The organism is Streptomyces achromogenes subsp. achromogenes (assembly GCF_000720835.1).
Lineage (GTDB): Bacteria > Actinomycetota > Actinomycetes > Streptomycetales > Streptomycetaceae > Streptomyces > Streptomyces achromogenes.
The window spans coordinates 12,316-35,817 of record NZ_JODT01000003.1 but is presented as its reverse complement, the minus strand read 5'-3'; the positions used below and the strand labels follow the sequence as shown (position 1 = coordinate 35,817).

Genomic DNA, 23,502 nt, shown 5'->3' with positions numbered 1-23,502 from the left:
CCCGGACTTTCCCAGAGGTACGCGGGGCGCGGGGCGCTGCGTTCAACAGCCGCTCACAGCAACCCGAACCGGTGGGCCCAGCCCATGACTTCCGAGGGAGTGGTGTTGCCGCCGCACACCACGAGCCCGATCCGGGCGCCGTCACCGACCCGCTCCACCACCTGCCGGGCCGCGGGCAGCAGACAGCCCGCCGCCGGCTCGGCCCACACCTTGGCGTGATCGGCGAGCTCCAGACAGCCGCGCACCGCGTCCCGGTCCGGCACCACCAGGACCTCCTCGACGAGGGCGGACACATGGTCGTACGTCAGCTTAGACACCGAGGGCGCGCTCAACGTGGTGACGAGGGAGGACAACGGCACCCGCACCGGGCCGCCCGCCTCCAGCGCGCCGGACATCGCCTCCGCGCCCTCGGTCTCCACGCCCCACACCCGTACCCCCGGCCGTCGCGCGCGCAGGGCCGCCGCCACCCCGGCGATCAGGCCGCCGCCGCCCACGCTGACGACGACGTCGGTCAGCTCCCCGGCGTCCTCGGCCAGCTCCAGACCCACGGTGCCCTGTCCGGCGATCACGGCCGGGTCGTCGAACGGGTGGACCAGGGTCAGCCCCTCGTCCCGCAACCGCGTCACCAGTTCGAAGGCGCTGTCCATGCCGTCGGTCAGGCGCACCGACGCCCCGGCCTCCTCGGCGAGCGCGAGGGAGCGGGCGGGAGCGGTGCGCGGCATGACGACGGTGGCCTTCACATCGAGGGCCGCCGCCATCACCGCGAGCGCGATCCCGTGGTTGCCGCCGCTCACCGCGACCACGCCCGCCGCCCGTTCGGCCGCGCTCAGCGACAGCAGCTTCGCCGTGGCCCCGCGCGCCTTGAACGAGCCGGTGCGCTGGAGCAGTTCGAGCTTGGCGGTGACGGGGGCGCCGAGCAGGGCGGTGAGCCCGGGGCTCGGCACCGTCGGCGTGCGTACGACGTGGCCGGTGATGTGCCGGGCGGCGGCTTCGATGTCCGCCAGGCCGATCAGGGCGCTGTCCGGGATGTCGTTCAAGGCGTTTCGTCCTTCCGGCACGGGTCGGGAGCCGTACCGTTCGCACCTTGACCCGCCGGGCGGCCGGCGGTCAACGCCCTTTCGGATCATGGCCGGGTCCGCGTCCCGGCGCCGCGGGGCTCAGTGCTGCTGGTTCTTCTGGGGCGTCAGCTCGCTCGGCCGCACCACCACGAACCCCTCGCCCTGGAACATCAGTTGCACGGCCTCGCCGGAACCGCCGCGCAGCATCGAGCCGATGGACTGCGAGCGGTGCAGCGAGGTCTGCAGGTGCGTGGTCCAGCCCACCACCGCGTCCGTGTCGACGTACACCGGCGCCTGCGCGGACACGGGGATGACCAGCGGGTTGCCGTCGCAGACCAGACCGAGCCGGCCCTGCCCGGTGAACACGCTGTTGAACAGGCCGCCGCCGGTGATGCCCGACCCCTTCACCGTCTTGATCTCGTACGACAGCGACGCGTCGAAACACAGCACGTTGCGGCCGTTGACGGTGAACTGGTCACCGGGCTCGACATCGACGATGAAGCAGTTCTGCGCCTCGTGCGCGAACCAGGCCTCGCCTTGTCCGCGCACCGCCATCAGGGGCAGCCCCTCACCGGTCACCGCACGCTTGAGCATGCCGCCGACGCCCTGGCCCTTGCGTTCGAACACCAAGTCGCCGCGGTAGGCGACCATCGCGCCCTGCCGGGCGTACATTTCGCCGTTCACCGCGTACTTGATGCACTTGGCGTTCTCGACGGACATTCCCGGCGCCACGGCCGGCTGCACCACGTGCTGACTGGAAAAGAGATCACCCTTCATGCAGGGCATGGTGTCCCGGACGGTCTGATTCCGCCAAGGTCACCGAGCGTGTCGGCCGGGTCGCCCGCCGGTCATTTCCCGCAGAACGCCGACTCCAGCGCCCCGGCCAGGGTGTTGAGCACCTTGGCGTTGTTCGAGGTGTTCGCCATGGCCGTGAGGGTCCGCCCGCCGTCCTTGGTGCCGAAGGCGTACGTGTAGTAGCCCTGCACCGCCCCCGTGTGCCCGTACACCGACACCCCGCAGGACAGATCGCGCCGCCGCAGCCCGAGGCCGTACGCCGTCGTGCTGTTCACCTTGGTGAACCGCTCCATGTCGGCGAGCCGCGCGGGGGACAGCAGTCTGCCTCTCAACAGCGCGCCGTAGAAGACGTCCAGGTCCCGGGCGCTGGAGATGACCGCCCCGGCGCTCTGCGCCCAGGAGACGGTCTGGGCGGTGGCGTCGACCAGCGGGGCGCCCGCGCGGTCCGGGGTGAGGTATCCGCGAGTGTGCCGGCCCGGGATCGCGGTGTCCGGGTGGACGTAGAAGGTGTCGGTCAGCTTCAGCGGCTTGACGATCCGGTTCCGGTAGGCGGTGCGCACCGGCTGCCCGGTGAGCTTCTCGACCAGCAGCCCGGCGACGACGAAGTTGGTGTTGGAGTACGCGTAGGCGGCCCCCGGCGCGTTGGTGCGGGGCTTCTTCAGGGAGAGGGCGACCAACTGCCGGTAGGTGAAGACCTTCTTGCGGACCGCCTCGAAACCGGAGACGCTCGCGGCGAACATGTCGTCGCTGTAGTCGTACAGCCCGCTGCGGTGGCTCAGCAGATGGCGGACGGTGATCCGGTCGTCCGGCAGCAGACCCGGCAGATAGCGGTTGACCGGCGCGTCCAGTGCGAGCCGGTGTTCGTCGACGAGCTGGAGCAGCACCACCGTCGTGAAGGTCTTGGTGACGCTGCCGATCCGGAACCGGTCACCGGTGCTGATGGCCCGTCCGGTGACGCGGTCGGCGACACCGCGGGTGACCCGGTGGGTCCGGCCGTGGTCGTCGATCCGGGCCAGCGCCCCCGGCGCCCCCTGGGCCACCACCGAGCGCAGAACGGCGGCCAGGCCCGCGGTGTTCGGCGCCGGCAGCGCCGCCGCGGCCGGACCGCGCGGCGCCGCCGCCGGAGTTGCCGCTGCCAGCCGTGCCGCCGCCGCTGCCTGCCGTGCCGCCGCCGTCACCGCCGCCTGGCGTGCCGCCGTCGGTGCCGTCGCCGCCTGCCGTGCCGCCGTCGCCGGGGTCTCCGGCGTCCCCGTCGCCGCCCGTGCCGGGACCGCGAGCAGCGACAGCGCGACCGCGCCGAGTACCCCCGCCCGTCCCACAGTTGCCGAGACCATCCCCTACCCACTTCCGTCCGGTCGGTTCCTGATGCGATATCGGTCACACTTCGCCCTGGGAACCTAGGGGATGAGAACCTCATCTCCCCAGTCGACACACGATTGGTCATGCTGTGATCACTCTGTGGCTCCCATGTGTAAAGGATTGCCATAGAGGTTCATGAAATGGATCATTCCGGCTTTACGTGCCCATGACCGATCGGCAAGGGTTACCCCCGGGGCCAGACCAGCTCCCGTGGCGCCCAACCGCGCCATGTCTCAAGGCGGTTGACGACCTCGACCGCCTGTCTACGAAGGAACCCTGATCAGATTGCGTAGACCGCACATACGTACCGTGGCGGTCGCCGTCGCGGTGGCGACGGCTGCCACGGGCCTGGCCGGTACGGCCTTCGCCGGTCCCGGCACGGGGGAGCGGCACGCCGCCGCCCCGGCCGCCTCGAACGCCGCGGTGGTGGTGGAGGCCGCGCGCGCCGCCGCCTTCGCGCACGCCTCGGCGACCGGCGTTTCCAAGGGCGACGAACTGCACGCCCAGGACGTCATGATCGACCCCGAGGGCGCGCGGCACGTCCGCTTCGTCCGCACCCACAACAGCCTGCCGGTGCTCGGTGGCGACCTCGTCGTCCACCTCGACGGCAAGCTCGGCTACACGGGTGTGACCCGCGCGGCCGACCACACGGTCAAGCCCGCCGCCGCCAAGGCCAGGCTGACGGCCGCCCAGGCCGCCGCCAAGGCCGCCCGGGCGGCGAAGGGCGACGCGAGCGGCGCCCAGCTCGTGGTGGACGCCCGGGCCGGCGCCTCCGCGCTCGCCTACCAGGTCACCGTCACCGACCAGGAGACCGCCCGCACGGTCGTCGTCGACGCGGTCACCGGCAAGGTGCGCAGCAACACGCCCACCCGGGACGAGTTCCTGTCGCCGAAGCTGCTCGACGCCCTGCGCGAGCGCGGCGAGACCCTCGACCCGGCCACCGGCACCGCCTCCGCCGCGACCGCCTCCGGCCTGGCCGGCTCCGGCGCCACCGGCGCCACGCGCTACCCGTCGGCCGCCAAGGGCACCGGCAAGACCCTCTTCGTGGGCACCGTCGGCCTCACCACGACGCAGACCTCGCGCGGTCACTACCAGCTCAAGGACCCGAACCGGTACGGCACCGAGACCCGGGACGCCAAGGGCTCGTACACCGAGAAGTTCGGCTCCGGCGCCAAGTTCACCAACACGACCAACGTGTGGGGCAACGGCAAGACCACCAGCCGGGTCACGGTCGCCGCCGACGCCCAGTACGGCGTCACCAAGACGCTGGACTTCTACAAGTCCACGTTCCAGCGCAAGGGCATCCGCAACAACAGCAAGGCCGCCCAGGCGATGGTCCACTGGGGCAAGAAGGTCGCCAACGCCTTCTGGGACCCCACCTGCAACTGCATGCTGTACGGCGACGGCGACGGCCAGATGTTCAAGAAGCCGCTCGTCGTCCTCGACGTCACCGGTCACGAGCTGACCCACGGCGTGGTCGAGGCGACCGCCAACCTCCAGCCGACCTTCGTCGACTCCGACGGCAACCAGTACGGCGAGCCCGGCTCGCTGAACGAGTCGCTCGCGGACATCTTCGGCTCGAACGTCGAGTTCTACGCCAAGAACGCGAAGGACACCCCGGACTACCTGGTCGGCGAGAAGCTGGGCCTCGCCCAGAAGTTCCTGCGCCGCCTGGACCGCCCGTCGCTGGACAAGCTCGAGGGCACCGTCGACTACTGGTCGCCGCAGCTCTACGACATGGAGGTGCACGCCGGTTCCGGTGTCTCCTCGCACGCCTACTACCTGCTCGCCGAGGGCAGCGGCAAGAAGAGGATCGGCGGTGTCGACTACAACTCGCCGACCTACCGCAACCTCCAGGTCAAGGGCATCGGCCGGGCCAAGGCGACCGCCATCTACTACCGGGCGCTCACCCGCTACATGGTCTCCAGCACCGACTTCCACCAGGCGCGCACCGCGACGCTGAAGGCGGCCAAGGACCTGTACGGCGCGAACAGCACCGAGTACAAGACGGTCGACAAGTCGTGGGCCGCGGTGAACGTCACCGCCGCCAACACCCCGCGCGCCCACTGACGGACGGCGCCGCGACCCCAGCACCACCGGATGCCCCGCCCCGCGCGGGGCATCCGCCTGTCCGCCCCCGCCTCAGCGCAGGGTCCGCGCCCAGTCGTCGGGCACCCGTCCCGCCGGACCCGGCACCGGCTGGCCGGCGGGACGGCTCGCCGGGGGAGCGAGGTCGGGCCCGGAGGTGTACAACTCCTCGGTGGCGTAGTTCCAGAACCAGCCCTCGCCCGGCTCGAAGCTGCGGATCACCGGGTGCCCGGTCGCCCGGAAATGGGCGGTGGCGTGCCGGGACGGGGAGTCGTCACAGCAGCCGATGTGCCCGCACCGCGCGCAGCGGCGCAGATGGAACCACCAGCCGCCCGCCTCCTCGCACTCCACACAGCCCGGCCCGCTCGGCGGCACGGCGGGGTCGATCCCCTCGATTCCCCCGGCTCCTCCGACTCCTCCGGCTCCTCCTACGTCGTTCATGCCGGCTCCTCCTCGGGCGGTTCGGCGGTCAGCGGCAGCAGTACCTGGAAGCGGGTGTCACCGGGCACCGACTCCACCCGCAGGGTGCCGTGGTGCTTGTCGACGACGATCCGCCAGGAGATGTCCAGGCCCAGCCCGGTGCCCTCGCCGACCGGCTTGGTGGTGAAGAAGGGGTCGAAGATCCGGCCCTTGATCTCCGGCGGGATCCCGGGCCCGGTGTCCCGGAACTCCACCAGCAGCCGCTCGTGGTCGCGTGCCGTCCGCACGGTCAGGGTGCCCTGCCCGCCCGCGCCGTTCATCGCGGACACGGCGTTGTCGACGAGGTTGGTCCACACCTGGTTCAGCTCCGCCGGGTAGGCGGGCACCGGCGGCAGCGCGCGGTCGTAGTCCTTGACGACCTCGATGTCCGGCCCCAGCTTCCCGGACAGCATCAGCAGCGTGCTGTCGAGGAGTTCGTGCACGTCCACCACCCGGTACGGCGCCCGGTCCAGCTGCGCGTACTGCTTGGCCGCGTCGACCAGGTGCGAGATGCGGGCGGTGGAGTCCTCGATCTCGTTCATCAACAGCTCGGTCTCGACGGTGTAGTTGAGCCAGCCCACCGCGTTCGGCAGGATCTCCTCGCCCACCGCCGCGGCGATCTGCTCCAGCCAGTCCACGTCGAGTCCGGCCTGCACGAAGGCGGGCGCCAGCTGCCAGCCGTGGCCGATGCCGTGCTCGTCCAGCCAGTCGGTGAGCGCGTCCTCGCGGTCGGACGCCTCCAGCGGGCTGAGCGCCGGCGCCTTCGCCACCCGCTCCGCGGTCCGCTCCTGGAACTCCACCAGGCTCGCCAGCGTCTCCCGGGAGAAGGGGCCCTCGGCGATCAGGGCGAGCTTGTGCCGCATCTTCGCGACCCGCTCGCGCAGCGTGGCCGTCGCCCGGACCGCTGCCGCCGCCGGGTTGTTCAGCTCGTGCGTGAGCCCGGCCGACAACGAGCCCAGCGCGAGCAGCCGTTCCCGCTGCCCGATCACCGCCTGGAGGTTCTTCGAGCCGAAGAACAGGCCCTCCAGCAGGTGCACGGCCATCGGGAACCACTCGCGCATCACGTCCGCGAAGGTGTCCGCCGGCAGCACGAAGAACCGCGTCGGCTCGGTGACCCGCATCGAGTTGCGGTAGACCTGCCGCACCCGGTCGCCGAGATAGGCCTGCATCGCGCCCGCGTACACCCCGCGCTGCGAGGTCCGGGCGACCTCCACCTCCTCGGCGCCGACCCGCCGGGACAGCACCACCGTGCCCTCGATCATCACGAAGAAGCAGGTGGCGGGGTCGCCCTCGGTGTACACCGGGCCGGGCTCGAACAGCTCCACCCGGCCCGCCGCGCACAGTCGGCCCAGCTGCTCGGGGCTCAGCTTCTCGAAGAGGAACAGGGCGCCGATCTCCCGGGGGCTGCACGGCAGGACCCGCCCGCTCACGACTGCTCCAGGTACCGGTGGACGAGCATCACGGCCATGGCTCCCTCTCCGACGGCGGACGCGACCCGCTTGGCGGACTCGGCGCGCGCGTCCCCGGCGACGAACACGCCGGGCACGCTGGTCTCCAGGTGGTACGGCGGCCGGTCCAGCTCCCAGCCGGCCGGCGGCCGTCCGTCGGCGGTCAGGTCGGGCCCGGCCAGGATGAAACCGCGCTCGTCGCGCAGCACCGTCTCGCCCAGCCAGTCGGTCAGCGGGGCCGCCCCGATGAACACGAACATCCACCCGGCGCCGACCCGTTCGCGCTCGCCGGTCACCGTGTGACGCAGCGTCAGCTCTTCCAGTCGGCCGGTGCCGTGCGCCTCGTCGACCACCGTCCGGCAGCGCACCGAGATGTTCGGGGCGTCCTCGATCTGCTGGATCAGGTAGTGCGACATCGACGCCGACAGATCGGGGCCGCGCACCAGCAGCGTCACCGACTTGGCGAACCGGGACAGGTACATCGCCGCCTGGCCCGCCGAGTTGGCGCCGCCGACGATGTACACGTCCTGCCCCTCGCAGGCGGCGGCCTCGGTCAGCGCGGAGCCGTAGAACACCCCGCACCCGGTCAGGTCCGCGCAGCCCGCGGCCGGAAGCTGCCGGTACTGCACCCCGGTCGCCAGGATCACGCTGTGCGCGGCGATCGCCGAACCGTCCGCGAACCGTACGATCCGGGCGGCGCCATTGGCCTCCAGACCCGTCACCTCGCGGGCGGTCAGCAGCTCGGCGCCGAACTTGGCCGCCTGCCGCCGCGCCCGGTCGGTGAGCTGGGCGCCGGAGACGCCGTCGGGGAAGCCGAGGTAGTTCTCGATCCGGGAGCTCTGCCCGGCCTGCCCGCCGGTCGCCGACCGCTCCACCAGCACCGTCCTGAGGCCCTCGGAGGCGCCGTAGACGGCCGCGCCGAGCCCGGCCGGGCCGCCGCCGATCACCACCAGGTCGTAGAAGTCGGCCGCCGGCGTCGTCGCGAGCCCCACCCGCGCGGCCAGCTCGGGCGCCTCGGGCTCCACCAGGGCCGTGCCGTCCGGGGTCACCACCAGCGGCAGCCGCTGCCCGTCCTGCCCCGCGGCGGCCAGCAGCCGCCGCCCCTCCGGCTCGTCCACCGAGTACCAGCGGTACGGCACCTGGTTGCGGGCCAGGAACTCGCGCACCGCCGAGGACCGCGCCGACCAGCGGTGCCCGACGACCTTGGTGCTGGGCACCGGCTTGTACGCGCTGGAGCGCCAGGCCTGGAGGAGATCGTCCAGGACCGGGTAGAGCTTCTCCTCGGGCGGGTCCCAGGGCTTGAGGAGGTAGTGGTCGAGGTCGACGACGTTGATGGCGTCGATCGCCGCGTGCGTGTCCGCGTACGCGGTCAGCAGCACCCGGCGCGCGCCCGGGTACACGTCCAGGGCCTGTTCCAGGAACTCGATGCCGTTCATCCGGGGCATGCGGTAGTCGGCCAGGATCACCGCCACCAGGTCCCCGCGCAGCTTCAGCTCGCGCAGCGCGGCGAGCGCGGACTCGCCGGACTCGGCGCGCACGACGCGGTACGACCCGCCGTAGCGCCGCCTGAGGTCGCGGGCGACGGCACGGGAGACCCCCGGGTCGTCGTCCACGGTCAGGATGACGGTCCGCGCGGTCTCGGCGGCCTGTGCCATACGACTCCCCACCCATGTCACCGGTACCAGGCCATCGTATGTTCGATCGCCCGGGCCCGCTCCGCCGTGGCGGGGTACCGGGGGCCGGGAGCGGGCACCATGATCATGAGCACACGACGACACGCTCGTGCGCGCGGGACGACGAGGAGGCCCACGGATGACACGCCCGATCACGGCAGGGGTGGACGGTACGGAGGAGAGTCTGGCCGCGCTGGACTGGGCGGCCCGGGAGGCCGTGCGCCGGGGCCTGCCGCTGCGCGTGGTGCACGCCTGGCGGTACGCCGAGGCGCTGGCCGCGGCCGACCGGGACACCCAGCACGGGTGGGTCACCCAGGGCGTGGAGAATGCCGTGCGCTCCGTCGTGGAGCGGCACCCGGGGCTCGCGGTGACCACCGACCTGGTGGAGGGCGGGGCCGCCGACGCGCTGGCCGAGGCCGCGGCCGGGGCCGACATGCTGGTGCTGGGCTCGCGCGGGCACGGGCGCGTCGTCGGGTTCCTGCTCGGCTCGGTGGGCCGGCAGGTGATCGCGGAGGCGGTCCGGCCCGTGGTGCTGGTGCGGGCCGGGGACGAACCGGCGGCGGAGGCGGCCGGCCGGGACGTGGTGGTCGGCCAGCAGGGCGGCCCCGAGGACAGCGCGGCGGCGCTGCGGTTCGCGTTCGAGACGGCGGCGGCCCGGGGCGCCGGGGTGCGGGCCGTCCGGGCCTGGACCCTGCCGCCGGTCTTCGCCTACAGCCCGGGTTCGCTGCAGCTGCTGGACGAGGCGGGCGGGCTCGAACCGTACGAGAAGCAGGCGCTGGCCGACGCCGTACGGCCCTGGCGGGAGCGGTTCCCTCAGGTGCCCGTCACCGAGCACGTCGAGATGGGCAGCGCCGGGCAGGTGCTGCTGTCGGCGGCGGACCGGGCCCAGCTGATGGTCGTCGGCCGCCGGGCGCACCGTACGGCCGTCGGCGCCCGGATCGGCTCGGTGGCGCAGGGGGTGCTGCACCACGCCGGCTGCCCGGTGGCCGTGGTCCCGCACGACTGACCCGCACACGACCGGCCTACTCGGGCTCGGCCGGCTCCAGCGTGGCGCGGGCCCTCGGGAGCACGTTCTCGATGTAGTCCTGCACGGCGGTGTCCAGCCCGATGTCGTGCTGGGCGCGCTCGGACAGGTACCAGCGGTGTTCGAGCAGCTGGTGGTAGATCTCCGCGGGGTCCATCGTGCCGCGCAGCTCCGGCGGCACGGCGCGCACGGTGGGCCGGAACACGTCGCGGACCCAGCGGTGGGCCAGTACCTCGGGGCGGGCCGCGAGGGGGTCGTCCGGGGCGTAGTCGTCCTGGGTGGCCATCCAGCTCTCCAGGTCGCTCAGCAGCCGCCGCGCCTGGTTCTCCTCGGTGTCCAGGCCGGTCAGCCGCAGCAGCTGCCGCTGGTGGTGGCCGGCGTCCACGACCTTCGGCACGAAGGTGACCGTGTCGCCGTTGGAGGAGTGCTCGATCTGCATCTCGGCGACGTCGAAACCGAGGTCGTTCAGCCGGCGGATCCGGCGCTCGATGTAGTGGTACTTGCCCGCCGGGTACACCGAGGTGCGGGTCAGCTCACGCCACAGCCCCTGGTAGCGGGTGCAGATCTCGTGGCCGAACTCCACCGGGTCCACCGACGGGTGCAGCGCGCCGGACGCCTCCAGGTCCAGCAGCTCGCCGCTGATGTTCACGCGGGCGAGGTCCAGGTCGTAGTCCCGCTGCCCGGGGCTGAGCCGCGGGTGGAGCTCGCCGGTCTCGGCATCGACCAGATAGGCCGCGTAGGCGCCCGCGTCGCGCCGGAACAGGGTGTTGGACAGCGAACAGTCGCCCCAGGCGAACCCGGCCAGGTGGAGGCGGACCAGCAGCACGGCGAGGGCGTCCATCAGCCGGTGCATGGTCGCCGGGCGCATGGTCGTCTCGAACATCGACCGATACGGCATCGAGCCGCGCAGGTGCCGGGTGATCAGCACCGGCTCCAACGGGGCGCCCGAGCGGTCGATGCGGCCGGTGACGACGGCGAGCGGGTCCACGGCCGGGATGCCGAGCCGGTCCAGGTCGCGCAGCAGCTCGTACTCGCGCAGCGCGGGCCGCTCGGCCAGCTCCTTGACGGCGACCACCTCGTCACCGGCGTGCGCGTAGCGCACCACGTGCCGGGAGATGCCGCGCGGGAGCGGTACGAGGTACTCCTCGGGCCACTCCTCCAGCGGGGTGTCCCAGGGCAGGGCGAGCAGGAGCGCGGGGTGCTCCGGGTTCGTGGCGCTGATCTGCAAGGACATGACACGAACCTTAAGGCCCCGTACGGGTGTTCCACGCTCCCGCGGATTTCAGGAGGCCCGCTCCCGGGCCCGCTCGGCCGCCGCGCGCACCGGGCCCCGGTGCACCGGCCCGTGGCCCGGCAGCAGGACGTCACCGTCGAGCGCGCCGATCACGTCCAAGGAGGCGACGACCCGGGCGCGTTCGTGGTGGAAGAAGTCGGGCAGGATCTGCGGGCCCTTGATCCGCGAGGTGGCGTGCCCGCTGACCAGCGCGTCCCCGGAGATGACGATGCCCGCCCGGGGCAGGTGGTAGACGCAGTGGCCGTCGGTGTGGCCGGGCGTGTGCACGGGCACGGGGCGGCCGGGCAGGTCCAGCGGGGCTCCGTCGGCCGCGGGGAACGGCTCGGGCGCGGTGACCGGGTGCTGCTCGGTGCCGCCGGCCTTGATCACGTGCACCGCCCAGGGCACGACCCCGGGCCGCCAGGCGTTGCGTATGACGTCGCCGATGGTGGCCTGCTGGAGGAAGTCCCGCCGCGCGTGCGGCACTTCGGCCGGGTGCAGGTACACCGGCGTGCCGTGGGCCGCGCGCAGGTACTCGGCCGAGCCCAGGTGGTCGTTGTGCGCGTGGGTGATCAGTACGGCGGCCACCGCCTCCGGGGAGGCGCCCACCTCCGCCAGCGATTCCAGCAGCGCCGGGCGGTCCCCCGGATAGCCGGTGTCCACGAGGGTGACGGCGTCGCCCTCCTTGAGGATCACCCAGTTGACGTTGTTGCCGTGCACCAGGTAGGTGCCGTCGGCGACTTGGCGTACCTCTGCGCGCATGTTCTCCCCGAGCCCCATGTGATCGTTGGTGGAAGGACAGCCAATCAGACCGGTCACCTCCCCGCGCAAGGCAGGGGCCGGCCGGTCACCGTACGCCGTGCGGCCGGAACTGCACGCTGATGCGCGGTCCGGCGGCCCGGCCGGTCTTGGGGACGCAGTGCTCCCAGGTGCGCTGGCAGGAGCCGCCCATCACGATCAGGTCGCCGTGCCCGAGCGGCCGGCGCACCGTCGCCCCGCCGCCGCCCGCCGGGCGCAGCAGCAGGTCCCGGGGCGCGCCGACGGACAGGATCGCGACCATGGTGTCCTCGCGGGCGCCCCGTCCGATGCGGTCCCCGTGCCAGGCCACGCTGTCCCGGCCGTCCCGGTAGAAGCACAGCCCCGCGGTCGTGAACGGCTCGCCCAGCTCCTCGGCGTAGTGGCGGGAGAGCGCGGCGCGGGCCTCGTCCAGCACCGGGTGGGGGAACGGGTCCCGCTCGCCGTAGTGGGCCAGCAGCCGGGGTACGGCGACCACGTTGTCGTACATCTTCCGGCGCTCCGCCCGCCACGGCACCTCGGCCGCGAGCCGTTCGAACAGCGCGTCGGCGCCGCTCAGCCAGCCCGGCAGGACGTCGATCCAGGCCCCCGCGCCCAGCTCGGTCCGGCGCAGCCCGTCCAGCGGGCCGAGCCGCAGCTCGTCGGTCTGGTCGAACAGGGAGCCCTGGAGGTGCGTGGCCATGGGGCCAGCCTACCCCTTTAATCGAAGCTTTGTTCTATTCGATCATCGATGGTGTTCGAACCCTTTCGATACATGGATGTATTCGATACATTCGCGTATCGAACGAGAGGACGGTCGGATGGAACCGGCGGAACGCCCACCCGCGCGCGTCACCCGGCGCCGGGCGCACACCCGGGCCCGGCTGCTCGACGCGGCGTTCGCCGTGTTCGCGGCCAAGGGGTTCGGGCGGGTCACCATCGAGGAGGTCTGCGAGGCGGCCGGATTCAGCCGGGGCGCCTTCTACTCCAATTTCGCCACCCTGGACGAGCTGTTCTTCGCCCTCTACCGGGAGCGCGCGGACCTCATCGCCGGCCAGGTCGCCGACGCGCTCGCCCAGGACGGGCCGGACCTGGACGTGCCCGCCTCCGTGGACCGGGTCACCGAGGTGCTGCTGCTCGACGTCGACTGGCTGCTGGTCAAGACGGACTTCCTGGTGCACGCCGCGCGGGACCCGGCCGTCGCCCGCGCCCTGCTCGACCACCGGGCCCGCCTCCGCACGGCCGTCGCCGACCGGCTCGCCCGGGCCCGCGGACACACCGCGCTGCCCGCCGTCCTCGGCGACGCGGACACCGCCGCGCGCGCCGTGATCGCCGCCTACGACGGCGTCGGCACGCAGCTGCTGCTGGACCGGGACGTCGAGGCGGCCCGGGCCTGGCTGGCACGGCTGCTCACCGCGCTGCTGACGGACGGCGGCCGCGTCCCGGTGTAGCCCCGAAGCGAGCCCGCCGTCGAGCACCCCCGAGGTCCACTGGAGAGCCCCCGAGGCCCGTCGGCAAGCGCCCCGAGGCCCCCGACGAGCACCCCCGAGGAAAGGACACACACCATGGACGCGGACGTCATCGTCGTCGGAGCGGGCCTCGCCGGGCTCGTCGCCGCGCACGAACTCACCAGCCGGGGCCGCCGGGTGGCCCTGGTCGACCAGGAGAACGCCGCCAACCTCGGCGGCCAGGCGTTCTGGTCCTTCGGCGGGCTCTTCCTCGTCGACTCGCCCGAGCAGCGCCGCCTCGGCATCAAGGACTCCTTCGGCCTCGCCTGGACCGACTGGCAGGGCAGCGCGCGCTTCGACCGGCTCGCCGACGAGGACTCCTGGGCGGTGCGCTGGGCCCGCGCGTACGTGGAGTGGGCGGCCGGGGAGAAGCGGTCCTGGCTCGCCGGGCACGGCATCGAGCTGCTGCCCACCGTCGGCTGGGCCGAGCGCGGCGACCTGCGGGCCGACGGGCACGGCAACTCCGTGCCCCGCTTCCACATCGCCTGGGGCACCGGCACCGGCGTGGTCGAACCCTTCGTCCGCTCCGCCCGGCAGGCCGCCCGGGACGGACTGCTGACCTTCCACCACCGCCACCGCGTGGACGAACTGGTCGTCGAGGGCGGCACGGCACGCGGGGTGCGCGGCACGGTCCTCACCCCCGACGACTCCCCGCGCGGCGTCGCCTCCGGCCGCGACCGCGCCGGCGACTTCGAACTGACCGCCCAGGCCGTCGTCCTGACCACCGGCGGCATCGGCGCGGACCACGACATCGTCCGCCGGTACTGGCCCGAGCGGCTCGGCACACCCCCCGCCCGCATGGTCACCGGCGTCCCGGCCTACGTCGACGGCCGCATGCTCGACATCAGCGCCGAGGCCGGTGTACGGCTCGTCAACCGCGACCGCATGTGGCACTACACCGAGGGCCTGCACAACTGGGACCCGATCTGGCCCGGCCACGGCATCCGCATCCTGCCCGGACCGTCGTCCATCTGGCTCGACGCCCTCGGCCGCCGGCTGCCCGACCCCTGCCTGCCCGGCTACGACACGCTCAGCACCCTGAAGTACCTGCGCACCACCGAGGACATCGCCGGCTACGACCACTCCTGGTTCATCCTCACCCGGAAGATCATCGAGAAGGAGTTCGCGCTCTCCGGCTCCGAGCAGAACCCCGACATCACCGCCAAGGACCGCAAGGCCGTGCTGCGCGACCGGCTGCTCGGCAAGGGCGCCCCGGCCCCCGTGCGCGCCTTCCTGGACCAGGGCGAGGACTTCGTCACCGCGGACAGCCTGGAACGGCTGGTGGAGAAGATGAACGGCCTGACCGGCGAGCGGCTGCTGGACGCCGCCGAGGTGCGCCGCCAGATCGAGGCCCGGGACGCGCAGATCGCCAACCCCTACAGCAAGGACGCCCAGGTCCAGGGCATCCGCAACGCCCGCCGCTACATCGGCGACCGGCTCGGCCGGGTCGCCGCCCCGCACCGCCTCCTCGATCCGGCCGCGGGCCCCCTCATCGGTGTCCGGCTGCACGTGCTGACCCGCAAGACCCTCGGCGGCATCCAGACCGACCTGGACTCCCGGGCCCTCGGCACCGACGGCACCCCGGTCGAGGGGCTGTACGCGGCGGGCGAGGTCGCCGGGTTCGGCGGCGGCGGGGTGCACGGCTACAACGCCCTGGAGGGCACCTTCCTCGGCGGCTGCCTCTTCTCCGGCCGGGCGGCGGGCCGGCACGCGGCCCGGCACACGGGCTGAACCAACGGCCCTGGCTCCTCAGCCCTGGAGCAGCTCCAGCAGGACCCGCGCGTGGCTCTCCTCCGGCCGCTTCGAGGCCGTCAGGAGAGTCACGGGCCCCTTGCGGACCGAGGTGCGCAGGCCGTCGAGCAGACCGGCGGCCTCCGGCGTGTCCAGCTCCGCCTCGTAGCGGCGGCGGAACTCCTCGTACGACCCCTCGCCCGCGTGGTACCACTTGCGCAGCTCCGCCGACGGCGTCAGCCCCTTGGGCCACTCGTCCACGTGCGCCTCGTCCTTGGCGAGGCCGCGCGGCCACAGCCGGTCCACCAGCACGCGCAGACCGTCGTCGGGCTCGGGCGGTTCGTAGATCCGGCGCAGGCGCACGCTCATGGCACCGGGCTCCTTCCGGGACGGGGACGGTGCCGCGAGCGTACTGCGCACCGCACCGCCCACCGGGCGGCGACGCGACACGACTTGACCGGAAGGAGGGGGACTCCCCGACGGCGGCCCGCCTACGCTGAACGGCCAGTCGATCACCGCCCCCGAGGAGCGCATGTGACGCCACCGCGCAGACAGCCCGTCCGCCGCCGTACCGCCGTCCTCGCCACCGTCCCCGTCGCCCTGGCCGCGCTCCTCGCCACCACCGGTGCCGCGGCCCCGGCCGGCGCCGGACCCACGGCACCCGGCAGCCCCGGCGCACCGGGCGCGGGCGACCCCTACTTCCCGCTGAGCGGCAACGGCGGCTACGACGTGCGCCACTACGACCTGACGCTCCGTTACGACCCGGCCGCCCGGCGTCTGGACGGCACCGCGGTCCTCACCGCCCGCGCCACCCAGCGCCTGTCCCGCTTCGACCTCGACCTGTCCGGGCTGACCGTCACCCGGGTCACGGTCGACGGCCGGGCGGCCCGCTTCGCCCGCGACGGACGGGAACTCGTCGTCACCCCGCCCACCGCGCGGGCGAAGGGCCGCGACTTCCGGGTCGCCGTCACCTACCACGGCACCCCGAAGCCGGTCACCGACCCCGACGGCTCGCCCGACGGCTGGATCCCCACCGACGACGGCGCGTTCGTCGCCGGAGAACCCCAGGGCGCCATGACCTGGTTCCCGGCGAACGGCCACCCCGAGGACAAGGCGTCGTACGACTTCACGCTCACCGTGCCGCAGGGCCACACCGCCGTCGCCAACGGCGTCCTCCTCGGCCGGCGCACCGCCCACGGCCGGACCACCTTCCGCTGGCGCCAGAGCGAGCCGATGGCCGCCTACCTGGCCACCGCCACCATCGGCAGGTTCCGTACCGAGCGGTACACCACCCGCGACGGCATCCAGGTGTTCAACGCCGTGGACCCCCGCGAGGCGCGCGCCGCCGCGCCCGTGCTGAAGAAGCTGCCGTCCGTGCTGGAGTGGGAGAGCAAGCTGTTCGGGCCGTACCCGTTCCGGGCGGCCGGCTCCCTCGTCGACCACGCCCCGGACGTCGGCTACGCCCTGGAGACCCAGACCCGCCCGGTCTACGACTCCGCGCCCGGCCTCGGCACCCTCGTCCACGAGAGCGCCCACCAGTGGTTCGGCGACTCCGTCTCCCTCACCGCCTGGCGGGACATCTGGCTCAACGAGGGCTTCGCCACCTACGCCGAGTGGCTCTACGCCGAGCAGCACGGCGGCCCGAGCGCCCAGCGGACCTTCGACGCCCTCTACGCCCGCCCCGCCGGCGACGCCCTGTGGGCCTACCCGCCCGGCGACCCGGGCGGCGGTGAGCGCCTCTTCGGCACGCCCGTCTACGCGCGCGGTGCCATGGTCCTGCACGCGCTGCGGCGGGCCGTCGGCGACCGCGACTTCTTCCGGGTCCTGCGGGCCTGGGCGGACGGGCACCGCGGCGGACACGGCACCACCGCGCAGTTCGTCGCGCTGGCCGAGCGGACCTCGGGCCAGCGGCTCGCGGGGCTGTTCCACACCTGGCTGTACGCGCCGGGCAAGCCGCACCGCGCCTGAGAGCCGGACGGGCACCGGCACCCCGGCACCACGGGAGCCGGGCCCCGGCAGCCAGGAGCCGGGAGCCGGGCGGCGGGCCCCGGAAACCGGAGCGGAGCGGAGCGCCGACGTCCGATTTCCGGAGCTCGGCGGGGGTACTCCGGTCGCGTCGCGTACGCGCAGCACAGGGAGGTCAAGCCATGAGCGCACCGGACGACCTGCCGGTCGTGACCACGCTCGCCGACGCGGCCGGTCTGGTGCGACGCCACCGGGGCCTGTACGTGCGGTGGTCCAAAGGGCCCGGCACCGATCTCCACAAGGTGTCCAGCACCGACGAGCTGACCGGCGTGCCCCTGCCCGGGCTGTCCGCCAACCCGCTCGACGTGGAGGAGTGGTGGAACGGCCGCTCGGTCGAGCTGTGGGTCGCCCGCCGGCTCTACGACTACGCGCACCTGCCGCACGAGAAGGGACCCGGCGTGCGGCCCTGGGTGCTCAGCGGCCGGGAGACCGGGCGGGGCCCCGACAACGAGCCGCTCGTGGCCGACGTCGAGCCGCTGTGCTGGATCGCCGAGAACGTGATCGAGGCGGCCCGGGACGAGGTGTCCCGCCAGGAGCGGGAGTGGGGGACCCTGCGCCGCAAGGGCGGCTGAGCCGCGCGGCGGGGGCCCACGGCGAGAAGACCGCCGCCCCGGGAACCACCGGCCCCGCGGTCAGCCGGAGCGGGGCCGGGAGCGGGCCCGGCGCCGTTGCAGCGCCCGGCGCTCCAGCTCCGTGGTGCCGCCCCAGACGCCGATGCTCTGGCCCGTGTCCAGCGCCCAGTCCAGGCACTGCCCGCGGACCGGGCAGCTCCCGCACACCGCCTTCGCCCGCTCGGTCTGGACCTGCGCCGGGCCGGTGGTCCCGATCGGGAAGAACAGATCGGGATCCTCGTGGCGGCACGCGGCATGGTCGCGCCAGTTGTCCATCGGAAGTCTCCTGGATCGGTGGAAGTCGTCCGTGCCTGTCGTAAGCGTTCTCGCGTCCGGGTGACCGGTCGGGAGGACGTGAAACGGCCCAACCGACGGGCGATCCGGGGACGGTTGCTCCCCGGCGGCCCGCACGCCGGCCGCGCGGACGGCCAACGGGCGGGAGCGCGGGGCCGGTTGAGGTGCGGCGGACGCGACCGGCCACCCCCGCCGGACAGTTCGGACGATCCCGGCGCCGCTCAGCGGCGCAGCGCCTCCGCCGCCGTGGCCGCCACCGCGTCGGCCAGGGCCGCCAGCGCGGGGGAGTCGAGCTTCCACTGCTGCCAGTAGAGGGAGACGTCCATGTGCTCGCCCGGGACGAGCACGGTCAGCCGGCCGCGCTCCAGCAGCGGTCCGGCCTGGGCCTCCGGGACCATGCCCCAGCCCAGCCCCGCGGCGACCGCGTCGAGGAACCCCTCCGAGGTGGGCACCTGGTGCCGCAGCGGGCCGGCCGAGGCGTGGCCGAGCCGGCGGGCGAAGCCGTCCTGGAAGTCGTCCTTGCGGTCGAAGACCACCACGGGCGCCCGGGCCAGCGCCTGTGCCGGCGGCCGGCCCGCCAGTTGGTCCGCGGCGAACCGCGGCGCGGCCACCGGCAGATACCGCATCCGGCCCAGCGAGCGGACCGTGCAGCCGGGGACCGGGTCGGGCGAGGAGGTCACCGCCGCCATCACCAGCCCCTCGCGCAGCAGCGCCGCCGTGTGGTCCTCGTCCTCCCGGTGCAGTTCGAAGCAGAGGCCGGCCACCCGGGTCAGGGCCGGCAGGAACCAGGTCGCCAGCGAGTCCGCGTTCACCGCGACCGACACCCGGGTGGGCTCCCCGGTGCCCTCCAGCCCCAGCTCGCCCCAGGCGTCCCGCTCCAGCCGGGCCAGCTGCCGGGCGAACCGCACCAGCACCGCGCCGGACTCCGTGGGCCGCACCGGTTTGGTGCGCTGGAGCAGCACCCGGCCGGTGCGCTGTTCCAGGGCCTTGATCCGCTGGCTGACCGCCGACGGTGTCACGTGCAGCGCGGCGGCGGCAGCGTCGAAGGTGCCCTCGTCCACCACGGCCAGCAGGGTCCGCACCTGTTCCAGGGGAAGCTCTGTCATCACACGTGCTAAGGGTACGTAAAAATCATTAGCTGTACTTGAGGTCGTGCTTTCTCTAGCGTCGTCGGCATGAACCACGCCCTGACCGCCGCTGCCGCCGGATTCGGCACCGGCCTGTCCCTGATCGTCGCCATCGGCGCCCAGAACGCCTTCGTCCTGCGGCAGGGGGTGCGCCGGCACGCCGTCCTCACCGTGGTCGGCATCTGCGCGCTGTCCGACGCGGTGCTGATCGCGCTCGGCGTCGGCGGGGTCGGCGCGGTGGTGGTGGCCTGGCCGGGCGCGCTTCGCGCGGTCGGCGTCGTCGGCGGCCTCTTCCTGCTGGGCTACGGCGTCCTGGCCGCCCGCCGGGTACTGAGGCCGGGCAGCACCGGGCTCAGCACGGAGGGCGAGGCGGCCGGCTCCCGGCGCCGGGCCGTGCTCACCTGCCTCGCGATGACCTGGCTGAACCCGCACGTCTACCTGGACACCGTGTTCCTGCTCGGTTCGCTGGCCGCCGACCGGGGCCCGCTGCGCTGGACGTTCGGGCTCGGCGCCGCGCTCGCCAGCGTGTGCTGGTTCACCGCCCTCGGCTTCGGCGCCCGGCTGCTCGGCCGGTACCTGGCCCGGCCCGGCGCCTGGCGGGTGCTGGACGGCCTGGTCGCCGCCACCATGCTGGTGCTGGGGGCGAGCCTGGTCGCCGGGGCCTGACCGGAACCCGTTCGGTGTCCACCGGTTGCCGCTGAGATAGTTAGCCTCTCGAAGCGAAAAGATGTAACGAGCAACCAGGACACCCGTGGACACCAGTGAGAGCAGCAGCACCGAGACCACGACCGGCGCTCCGGCAGGCGCGGAACCGCCCCGGCGCGGCTGGCGCCGGTGGGCGATGGACACCCGCCCCTTGCGAATCCCCGCCTACCGGCGGCTGTGGTCGTCGACCATCGTCACCGCCGTCGGCAGCCAGCTGACCGCCGTCGCCGTACCCAAGCAGATCTACGACATCACCCACTCCTCGGCCTGGGTCGGCTACGCGAGCCTGGCCGGACTGGTGCCCATGGTCGCCTTCGCGCTGTGGGGCGGGGCGGTCGCCGACGCCGTCGACCGGCGCAAGCTGCTGCTGGTGACCAACAGCGGTATCGCGGTCACCTCGCTGCTGTTCTGGGCGCAGGCCGTCACCGGCCTGGACTCGGTCCCCGTGCTCATGGTGCTGCTCGCGCTGCAACAGGCGTTCTTCGGTCTCAACGCGCCCGCCCGCAGCGCCTCCATAGCCCGGCTGGTCCCGGCCGAGCAACTGCCGGCCGCGAACGCGCTCGGCTCGACGGTGATGCAGACCGCGTTGGTGGCCGGCCCGCTGCTGGCCGGCGCGCTGATCCCGGTCGTCGGGCTGCCGGAGCTGTATCTGATCGACGCCCTCGCGCTGTGCGTGACCGTGTGGGCCGTCTTCCGGCTGCCCGCCCTGCCGCCGCTCGGCGGGAGCGGCACCCGCCGGGCCGGGCAGCGCGAGATCGCCGAGGGGTTCCGGTACATCTCCCGGCACAAGGTGCTGCTGCTGTCCTTCCTCGCCGACATCGTCGCCATGGTGTTCGGCATGCCCCGCGCCCTGTTCCCGCAGCTGGCCGCGGAGAGCTACGGCTCCTACGGCGAGGGCCTGGCGCTCGGCGTGCTGTTCGCCGGCATCCCGGTGGGCGCGGTGCTCGGCGGCCTGTTCTCCGGCGTGTTCTCGCGGGCCCGCCGGCACGGCTGGATGGTCACCGGTGCGGTCGTCGGCTGGGGCGTGGCCATCGCCGGGTTCGGACTGAGCGGCAACCTGTGGGTCGCGGTGGTCTTCCTCGCCGCGGCTGGCGTCGCCGACATGGTGTCGATGGTGTTCCGCGGCGCCATCCTGCTGTCGGCCGCGACCGACGAGATGCGCGGCCGGATGCAGGGGGTGTTCACGGTGGTCGTCGCGGGCGGGCCGCGGCTGGCCGACGTCCTGCACGGCACCGCCGGAGCCGCCTTCGGCCCGCGGGCCGCCGTCGCGGGCGGGGGCGCCCTGGTCGTGGTGGTGATGCTGGCCCTGGCCGGCGCCGTCCCGGCCCTGCGCCGCTACCGCGTCTGACGGCGGGGCCCAGGGCCGGTCCGACGGGAATTGTCAGACAGGACCTAGAGGGGACCGACCCGCCGGCGCATCGTGTACTGCTCCATCAGCTTCCCGCGGGTCGTCTCCAGCCGGTGGGCGAGGATCTCGGCCACGGTCCGCACCACCGAGAGCCCGAGCAGCGGATCCTCCACGCACAGCGCGAGCACCGACGGCCCGTCGAACTCGTAGGCGCGTACGTCGGTGAAGGCCACCGCGCCGAAGTCCCACTCGTAGGGCGGGAACAGCCAGGACCAGCCGAGCAGGTCGCCCGCGCCGAGCGTGGCCACGGTCACCCGCTGCCGGGGGGTCACCTGGGTGTCCAGGTGGACCGCGCCCGAGCGGATCACCCAGAACCGGTCGGCCGTGCCGCCCGCCTCGAAGATGCGGCTGTCCTCCGGGAAGGAGACCTCCTTGGCCACCTCCATGAGGCGCTCGCGCTGTGCCTGGGGGAGGGCGGTGAGCAGTTTGATCGCTTTGGTCATGGCGCGGGGCTCCTCGCCGGCGGCGGTCGCGGTCCGGGTGCTGTGCTGCCTCCCATTTCAGCCGCTGCCGCCGCGCCGGGCACCTCGAGGCGGGGCGCCCGCGGTGTTCCGTCCGCTTCCGGACAGGGGAAAGCCCTGGCTGGACGGGGGAGGCCAGCCAGGGCCGTATGTGGTGACGCGAGGAGGGGCACAGCGCGGACCCGCGCGGCTCCCGCATCACGTATGGGTGAACGATAAACCATTTACCGGGCCTCCTCATAGCCCATATCGGGTCAGGTGACCTGTTTCACTCCGTCCGCCTGTACGGGGGTCCCGCCCGGGCTGACGATCTCCTCCAGCACCCGCAGCACCGCCTCGAAGGCCCGCGCCCGGTCGGCCGCCTCCGCGGCGCCCTCCGGATCCGTCGCCGCCAGGCTCCGGGCCCGTTCCCGCCATGCGTCCTCCTGCGCCGCCGCGTGCTCCCGCCCGCGCCGGATGCGGCGCAACAACTCGTCAGCGTCCACGACATCCGTCATATCCGGCGGGTACCCGCACGCTCCCGGGTGATGACACCCGCACCGAGCGTGCCGGACCCGGAGCGCGCCCCGGTCCGCGTTCCGCTCGTACCGAAGCGGTTTCCCAAGTTCCGTTCACGGCGGTGTTTGCCCGCTGGGCGAGGGGGCAGGCGGAATCTCGTGCTTCGGACCGGAGGCGCGCGCCCAGCGGGGAGAAGACCCGCTGCCTGGGCCCCTCCCGCCGGGCCCGGCGGCGAACCCGCGGCGAAACCCTGACACCACCGTTCGGGCCAGAACCCGGAACCCCTGTTTCCGGAGGTGCCCTGCAACACGTTCAGGAGCGATTCCGCATGCTGACCGACATGTCGACAAGCCGTCCCGGCACCACCGCCCCCGCCGCCGGCGGGGCGCCGTCCCGCCGCAATCACGACGACGCCCCCGACACCGCGGCGATGTTCGCGCGGCTGGCCGAGCTGGAGGACGGCCCCGAGCGGGACGCCGTACGCGATGAACTCGTCACCGCCTGGCTGCCCATGGCCCACCGGATCGCCGGGCGGTTCCGCGACCGCGGCGAGTCCGTGGAGGACCTGCGCCAGGTGGCCGCACTGGGACTGGTGAAGGCCATCGACCGCTTCGACCCGTCCCGCGGCGCCTTCGAGAGCTACGCCGTGCCGACGATCACCGGAGAGGTCAAGCGGCACTTCCGCGACCGGATGTGGGCCCTGCGGGTGCCCCGCCGGGTCCAGGAACTGCGCAACCGGGTCCGGGTCGCCCGGCGCGAACTCACCCAGAACCCCGGCAGCCCCGAGCCCACCGTCGCCGACATCGCCGCCCACACCGGGCTCACCGAGGAAGAGGTCGCCGCCGGCATGGAGGCGCTGGAGAGCTTCAGCACCCTCTCCCTGGACGCCGAACTCTCCGCCGGTGACGACGGCTACAGCCTCGCCGACACCCTCGGCGAGACCGACACCTCCTACGACATCGTCGTCGACCGGGAGGCCGCCAAGGAGGGGCTGCGCCGGCTGCCCGAGCGTGAGCGGGCCATCCTCTACATGCGCTTCTTCGAGGACATGACGCAGAGCCGCATCGCCGACCGGCTCGGCATATCGCAGATGCACGTCTCCCGGCTGATCAGCCGCAGCTGCGCCCGCATCCGCGAGGAGGCACTGGGCACCCGCCGGCCCGGTCCGGCCGGGCGGCGGTAG

At 73.3% G+C, this 23,502-nt stretch carries 23 protein-coding genes; 9 read left to right on the top strand and 14 right to left on the bottom strand.

Translation table 11 applies throughout. The features are described 5' to 3' along the window. Nucleotides 1-53: 53 nt before the first annotated feature. The 3 genes from IH25_RS0103635 to IH25_RS0103625 all read right to left on the bottom strand — a co-directional run bounded on the left by IH25_RS0103635 (nucleotide 54) and on the right by IH25_RS0103625 (nucleotide 3,187). Complete coding sequence (locus tag IH25_RS0103635; RefSeq protein ID WP_030602716.1) at nucleotides 54-1,013, bottom strand: threonine/serine dehydratase; 960 nt, start codon at nucleotides 1,011-1,013, stop codon at nucleotides 54-56. Nucleotides 1,014-1,157: 144 nt separating this feature from the next. Next, nucleotides 1,158-1,835: an AIM24 family protein gene (locus IH25_RS0103630; RefSeq protein ID WP_030602715.1), complete on the bottom strand. Its 678-nt coding sequence runs from the start codon at nucleotides 1,833-1,835 to the stop codon at nucleotides 1,158-1,160. Between the two features lie 71 nt (nucleotides 1,836-1,906). Beyond that, a complete protein-coding gene (locus IH25_RS0103625) occupies nucleotides 1,907-3,187 on the bottom strand; it encodes a serine hydrolase domain-containing protein (RefSeq protein ID WP_030602713.1) in 1,281 nt (426 codons plus the stop codon). Nucleotides 3,188-3,521: 334 nt separating this feature from the next. On the opposite strand from IH25_RS0103625, the gene IH25_RS0103620 reads away from it, so the two are divergent. Next, nucleotides 3,522-5,282: a M4 family metallopeptidase gene (locus tag IH25_RS0103620; RefSeq protein ID WP_078844117.1), complete on the top strand. Its 1,761-nt coding sequence runs from the start codon at nucleotides 3,522-3,524 to the stop codon at nucleotides 5,280-5,282. A 72-nt stretch (nucleotides 5,283-5,354) separates the two neighbouring features. On the opposite strand, the gene IH25_RS0103615 is transcribed toward IH25_RS0103620, so the two are convergent. The 3 genes from IH25_RS0103615 to IH25_RS0103605 are packed head-to-tail and all read right to left on the bottom strand — an operon-like array spanning nucleotide 5,355 to nucleotide 8,862. Further along, complete coding sequence (locus IH25_RS0103615) at nucleotides 5,355-5,741, bottom strand: UBP-type zinc finger domain-containing protein (RefSeq protein WP_051753765.1); 387 nt, start codon at nucleotides 5,739-5,741, stop codon at nucleotides 5,355-5,357. Further along, nucleotides 5,738-7,189 (bottom strand): ATP-binding protein, encoded by a 1,452-nt coding sequence (locus IH25_RS0103610; protein ID WP_030602705.1) that lies wholly within the window; start codon nucleotides 7,187-7,189, stop codon nucleotides 5,738-5,740. Before IH25_RS0103610 ends, IH25_RS0103615 begins: the two co-directional genes overlap by 4 nt. Beyond that, nucleotides 7,186-8,862, bottom strand: a complete 1,677-nt coding sequence (locus IH25_RS0103605) for an FAD-dependent oxidoreductase (RefSeq protein WP_030602702.1) — start codon at nucleotides 8,860-8,862, stop codon at nucleotides 7,186-7,188. The genes IH25_RS0103610 and IH25_RS0103605 overlap by 4 nt, the downstream gene beginning before the upstream one ends. Before the next feature lie 157 nt (nucleotides 8,863-9,019). Here IH25_RS0103605 and IH25_RS0103595 point away from each other — a divergent pair, with 157 nt between their 5' ends. Beyond that, on the top strand, nucleotides 9,020-9,886 hold the full coding sequence (locus tag IH25_RS0103595; RefSeq protein WP_030602698.1) for a universal stress protein: 867 nt from the start codon (nucleotides 9,020-9,022) through the stop codon (nucleotides 9,884-9,886). A 16-nt stretch (nucleotides 9,887-9,902) separates the two neighbouring features. Here the strand turns inward: IH25_RS0103595 and IH25_RS0103590 are convergent, their stop codons facing one another. The 3 genes from IH25_RS0103590 to IH25_RS0103580 form a co-directional block, all read right to left on the bottom strand. After that, complete coding sequence (locus IH25_RS0103590) at nucleotides 9,903-11,138, bottom strand: DUF4032 domain-containing protein (RefSeq protein WP_030602696.1); 1,236 nt, start codon at nucleotides 11,136-11,138, stop codon at nucleotides 9,903-9,905. A gap of 48 nt (nucleotides 11,139-11,186) precedes the next feature. After that, nucleotides 11,187-11,939 carry an MBL fold metallo-hydrolase gene (locus IH25_RS0103585; protein WP_030602693.1) on the bottom strand — a complete coding sequence of 251 codons (753 nt, stop codon included), beginning with the start codon at nucleotides 11,937-11,939 and terminating at the stop codon, nucleotides 11,187-11,189. A gap of 85 nt (nucleotides 11,940-12,024) precedes the next feature. Continuing rightward, nucleotides 12,025-12,654 carry an alpha-ketoglutarate-dependent dioxygenase AlkB gene (locus IH25_RS0103580; protein WP_030602690.1) on the bottom strand — a complete coding sequence of 210 codons (630 nt, stop codon included), beginning with the start codon at nucleotides 12,652-12,654 and terminating at the stop codon, nucleotides 12,025-12,027. A 118-nt stretch (nucleotides 12,655-12,772) separates the two neighbouring features. On the opposite strand from IH25_RS0103580, the gene IH25_RS0103575 reads away from it, so the two are divergent. Next, the gene (locus IH25_RS0103575) at nucleotides 12,773-13,402 is read left to right on the top strand and encodes a TetR/AcrR family transcriptional regulator (RefSeq protein WP_030602686.1); all 630 of its coding nucleotides are present in this window, start codon (nucleotides 12,773-12,775) and stop codon (nucleotides 13,400-13,402) included. A 114-nt stretch (nucleotides 13,403-13,516) separates the two neighbouring features. After that, the gene (locus IH25_RS0103570; protein ID WP_030602683.1) at nucleotides 13,517-15,190 is read left to right on the top strand and encodes an FAD-binding dehydrogenase; all 1,674 of its coding nucleotides are present in this window, start codon (nucleotides 13,517-13,519) and stop codon (nucleotides 15,188-15,190) included. Nucleotides 15,191-15,208: 18 nt separating this feature from the next. Here the strand turns inward: IH25_RS0103570 and IH25_RS0103565 are convergent, their stop codons facing one another. Next, a complete protein-coding gene (locus tag IH25_RS0103565; protein ID WP_030602681.1) occupies nucleotides 15,209-15,559 on the bottom strand; it encodes a DUF488 domain-containing protein in 351 nt (116 codons plus the stop codon). Nucleotides 15,560-15,724: 165 nt separating this feature from the next. On the opposite strand from IH25_RS0103565, the gene IH25_RS0103560 reads away from it, so the two are divergent. Both IH25_RS0103560 and IH25_RS0103555 read left to right on the top strand, forming a co-directional pair. Then, nucleotides 15,725-17,158 carry a M1 family metallopeptidase gene (locus tag IH25_RS0103560; RefSeq protein WP_030602677.1) on the top strand — a complete coding sequence of 478 codons (1,434 nt, stop codon included), beginning with the start codon at nucleotides 15,725-15,727 and terminating at the stop codon, nucleotides 17,156-17,158. 179 nt (nucleotides 17,159-17,337) lie between these two features. Then, nucleotides 17,338-17,787, top strand: a complete 450-nt coding sequence (locus IH25_RS0103555; protein WP_030602674.1) for a DUF6098 family protein — start codon at nucleotides 17,338-17,340, stop codon at nucleotides 17,785-17,787. A gap of 60 nt (nucleotides 17,788-17,847) precedes the next feature. Here IH25_RS0103555 and IH25_RS0103550 read toward each other — a convergent pair whose 3' ends face one another. Both IH25_RS0103550 and IH25_RS0103545 read right to left on the bottom strand, forming a co-directional pair. Next, nucleotides 17,848-18,102, bottom strand: coding sequence for a WhiB family transcriptional regulator (locus IH25_RS0103550; protein WP_030602671.1), 255 nt, complete (start codon nucleotides 18,100-18,102; stop codon nucleotides 17,848-17,850). 239 nt (nucleotides 18,103-18,341) lie between these two features. Further along, the gene (locus IH25_RS0103545) at nucleotides 18,342-19,229 is read right to left on the bottom strand and encodes a LysR family transcriptional regulator ArgP (RefSeq protein WP_030602668.1); all 888 of its coding nucleotides are present in this window, start codon (nucleotides 19,227-19,229) and stop codon (nucleotides 18,342-18,344) included. 66 nt (nucleotides 19,230-19,295) lie between these two features. Between IH25_RS0103545 and IH25_RS0103540 the strand changes: the two genes are divergently transcribed. Together IH25_RS0103540 and IH25_RS0103535 are read left to right on the top strand one after the other, a co-directional pair. Then, nucleotides 19,296-19,913 (top strand): LysE/ArgO family amino acid transporter, encoded by a 618-nt coding sequence (locus tag IH25_RS0103540; RefSeq protein WP_030602665.1) that lies wholly within the window; start codon nucleotides 19,296-19,298, stop codon nucleotides 19,911-19,913. 85 nt (nucleotides 19,914-19,998) lie between these two features. Further along, nucleotides 19,999-21,300, top strand: coding sequence for an MFS transporter (locus IH25_RS0103535; RefSeq protein WP_030602663.1), 1,302 nt, complete (start codon nucleotides 19,999-20,001; stop codon nucleotides 21,298-21,300). A 44-nt stretch (nucleotides 21,301-21,344) separates the two neighbouring features. On the opposite strand, the gene IH25_RS0103530 is transcribed toward IH25_RS0103535, so the two are convergent. Together IH25_RS0103530 and IH25_RS0103525 are read right to left on the bottom strand one after the other, a co-directional pair. Continuing rightward, on the bottom strand, nucleotides 21,345-21,803 hold the full coding sequence (locus tag IH25_RS0103530; RefSeq protein ID WP_030602660.1) for a cyclic nucleotide-binding domain-containing protein: 459 nt from the start codon (nucleotides 21,801-21,803) through the stop codon (nucleotides 21,345-21,347). Between the two features lie 272 nt (nucleotides 21,804-22,075). Then, nucleotides 22,076-22,318, bottom strand: coding sequence for a hypothetical protein (locus tag IH25_RS0103525; RefSeq protein ID WP_030602656.1), 243 nt, complete (start codon nucleotides 22,316-22,318; stop codon nucleotides 22,076-22,078). A 329-nt stretch (nucleotides 22,319-22,647) separates the two neighbouring features. On the opposite strand from IH25_RS0103525, the gene IH25_RS0103520 reads away from it, so the two are divergent. Continuing rightward, nucleotides 22,648-23,502 carry an RNA polymerase sigma factor SigF gene (locus IH25_RS0103520; protein ID WP_030602653.1) on the top strand — a complete coding sequence of 285 codons (855 nt, stop codon included), beginning with the start codon at nucleotides 22,648-22,650 and terminating at the stop codon, nucleotides 23,500-23,502.

Bases quoted from the DNA above. Each gene is read 5' to 3' on its own strand.
- IH25_RS0103630 (WP_030602715.1), bottom strand. From the start codon at position 1,835: ATGAAGGGTGATCTCTTTTCCAGTCAGCACGTGGTGCAGCCGGCCGTG.
- IH25_RS0103625 (WP_030602713.1), bottom strand. From the start codon at position 3,187: ATGGTCTCGGCAACTGTGGGACGGGCGGGGGTACTCGGCGCGGTCGCG.
- IH25_RS0103615 (WP_051753765.1), bottom strand. From the start codon at position 5,741: ATGAACGACGTAGGAGGAGCCGGAGGAGTCGGAGGAGCCGGGGGAATC.
- IH25_RS0103605 (WP_030602702.1), bottom strand. From the start codon at position 8,862: ATGGCACAGGCCGCCGAGACCGCGCGGACCGTCATCCTGACCGTGGAC.
- IH25_RS0103595 (WP_030602698.1), top strand. From the start codon at position 9,020: ATGACACGCCCGATCACGGCAGGGGTGGACGGTACGGAGGAGAGTCTG.
- IH25_RS0103590 (WP_030602696.1), bottom strand. From the start codon at position 11,138: ATGTCCTTGCAGATCAGCGCCACGAACCCGGAGCACCCCGCGCTCCTG.
- IH25_RS0103585 (WP_030602693.1), bottom strand. From the start codon at position 11,939: ATGCGCGCAGAGGTACGCCAAGTCGCCGACGGCACCTACCTGGTGCAC.
- IH25_RS0103580 (WP_030602690.1), bottom strand. From the start codon at position 12,654: ATGGCCACGCACCTCCAGGGCTCCCTGTTCGACCAGACCGACGAGCTG.
- IH25_RS0103575 (WP_030602686.1), top strand. From the start codon at position 12,773: ATGGAACCGGCGGAACGCCCACCCGCGCGCGTCACCCGGCGCCGGGCG.
- IH25_RS0103570 (WP_030602683.1), top strand. From the start codon at position 13,517: ATGGACGCGGACGTCATCGTCGTCGGAGCGGGCCTCGCCGGGCTCGTC.
- IH25_RS0103565 (WP_030602681.1), bottom strand. From the start codon at position 15,559: ATGAGCGTGCGCCTGCGCCGGATCTACGAACCGCCCGAGCCCGACGAC.
- IH25_RS0103555 (WP_030602674.1), top strand. From the start codon at position 17,338: ATGAGCGCACCGGACGACCTGCCGGTCGTGACCACGCTCGCCGACGCG.
- IH25_RS0103550 (WP_030602671.1), bottom strand. From the start codon at position 18,102: ATGGACAACTGGCGCGACCATGCCGCGTGCCGCCACGAGGATCCCGAT.
- IH25_RS0103540 (WP_030602665.1), top strand. From the start codon at position 19,296: ATGAACCACGCCCTGACCGCCGCTGCCGCCGGATTCGGCACCGGCCTG.
- IH25_RS0103530 (WP_030602660.1), bottom strand. From the start codon at position 21,803: ATGACCAAAGCGATCAAACTGCTCACCGCCCTCCCCCAGGCACAGCGC.
- IH25_RS0103525 (WP_030602656.1), bottom strand. From the start codon at position 22,318: ATGACGGATGTCGTGGACGCTGACGAGTTGTTGCGCCGCATCCGGCGC.
- IH25_RS0103520 (WP_030602653.1), top strand. From the start codon at position 22,648: ATGCTGACCGACATGTCGACAAGCCGTCCCGGCACCACCGCCCCCGCC.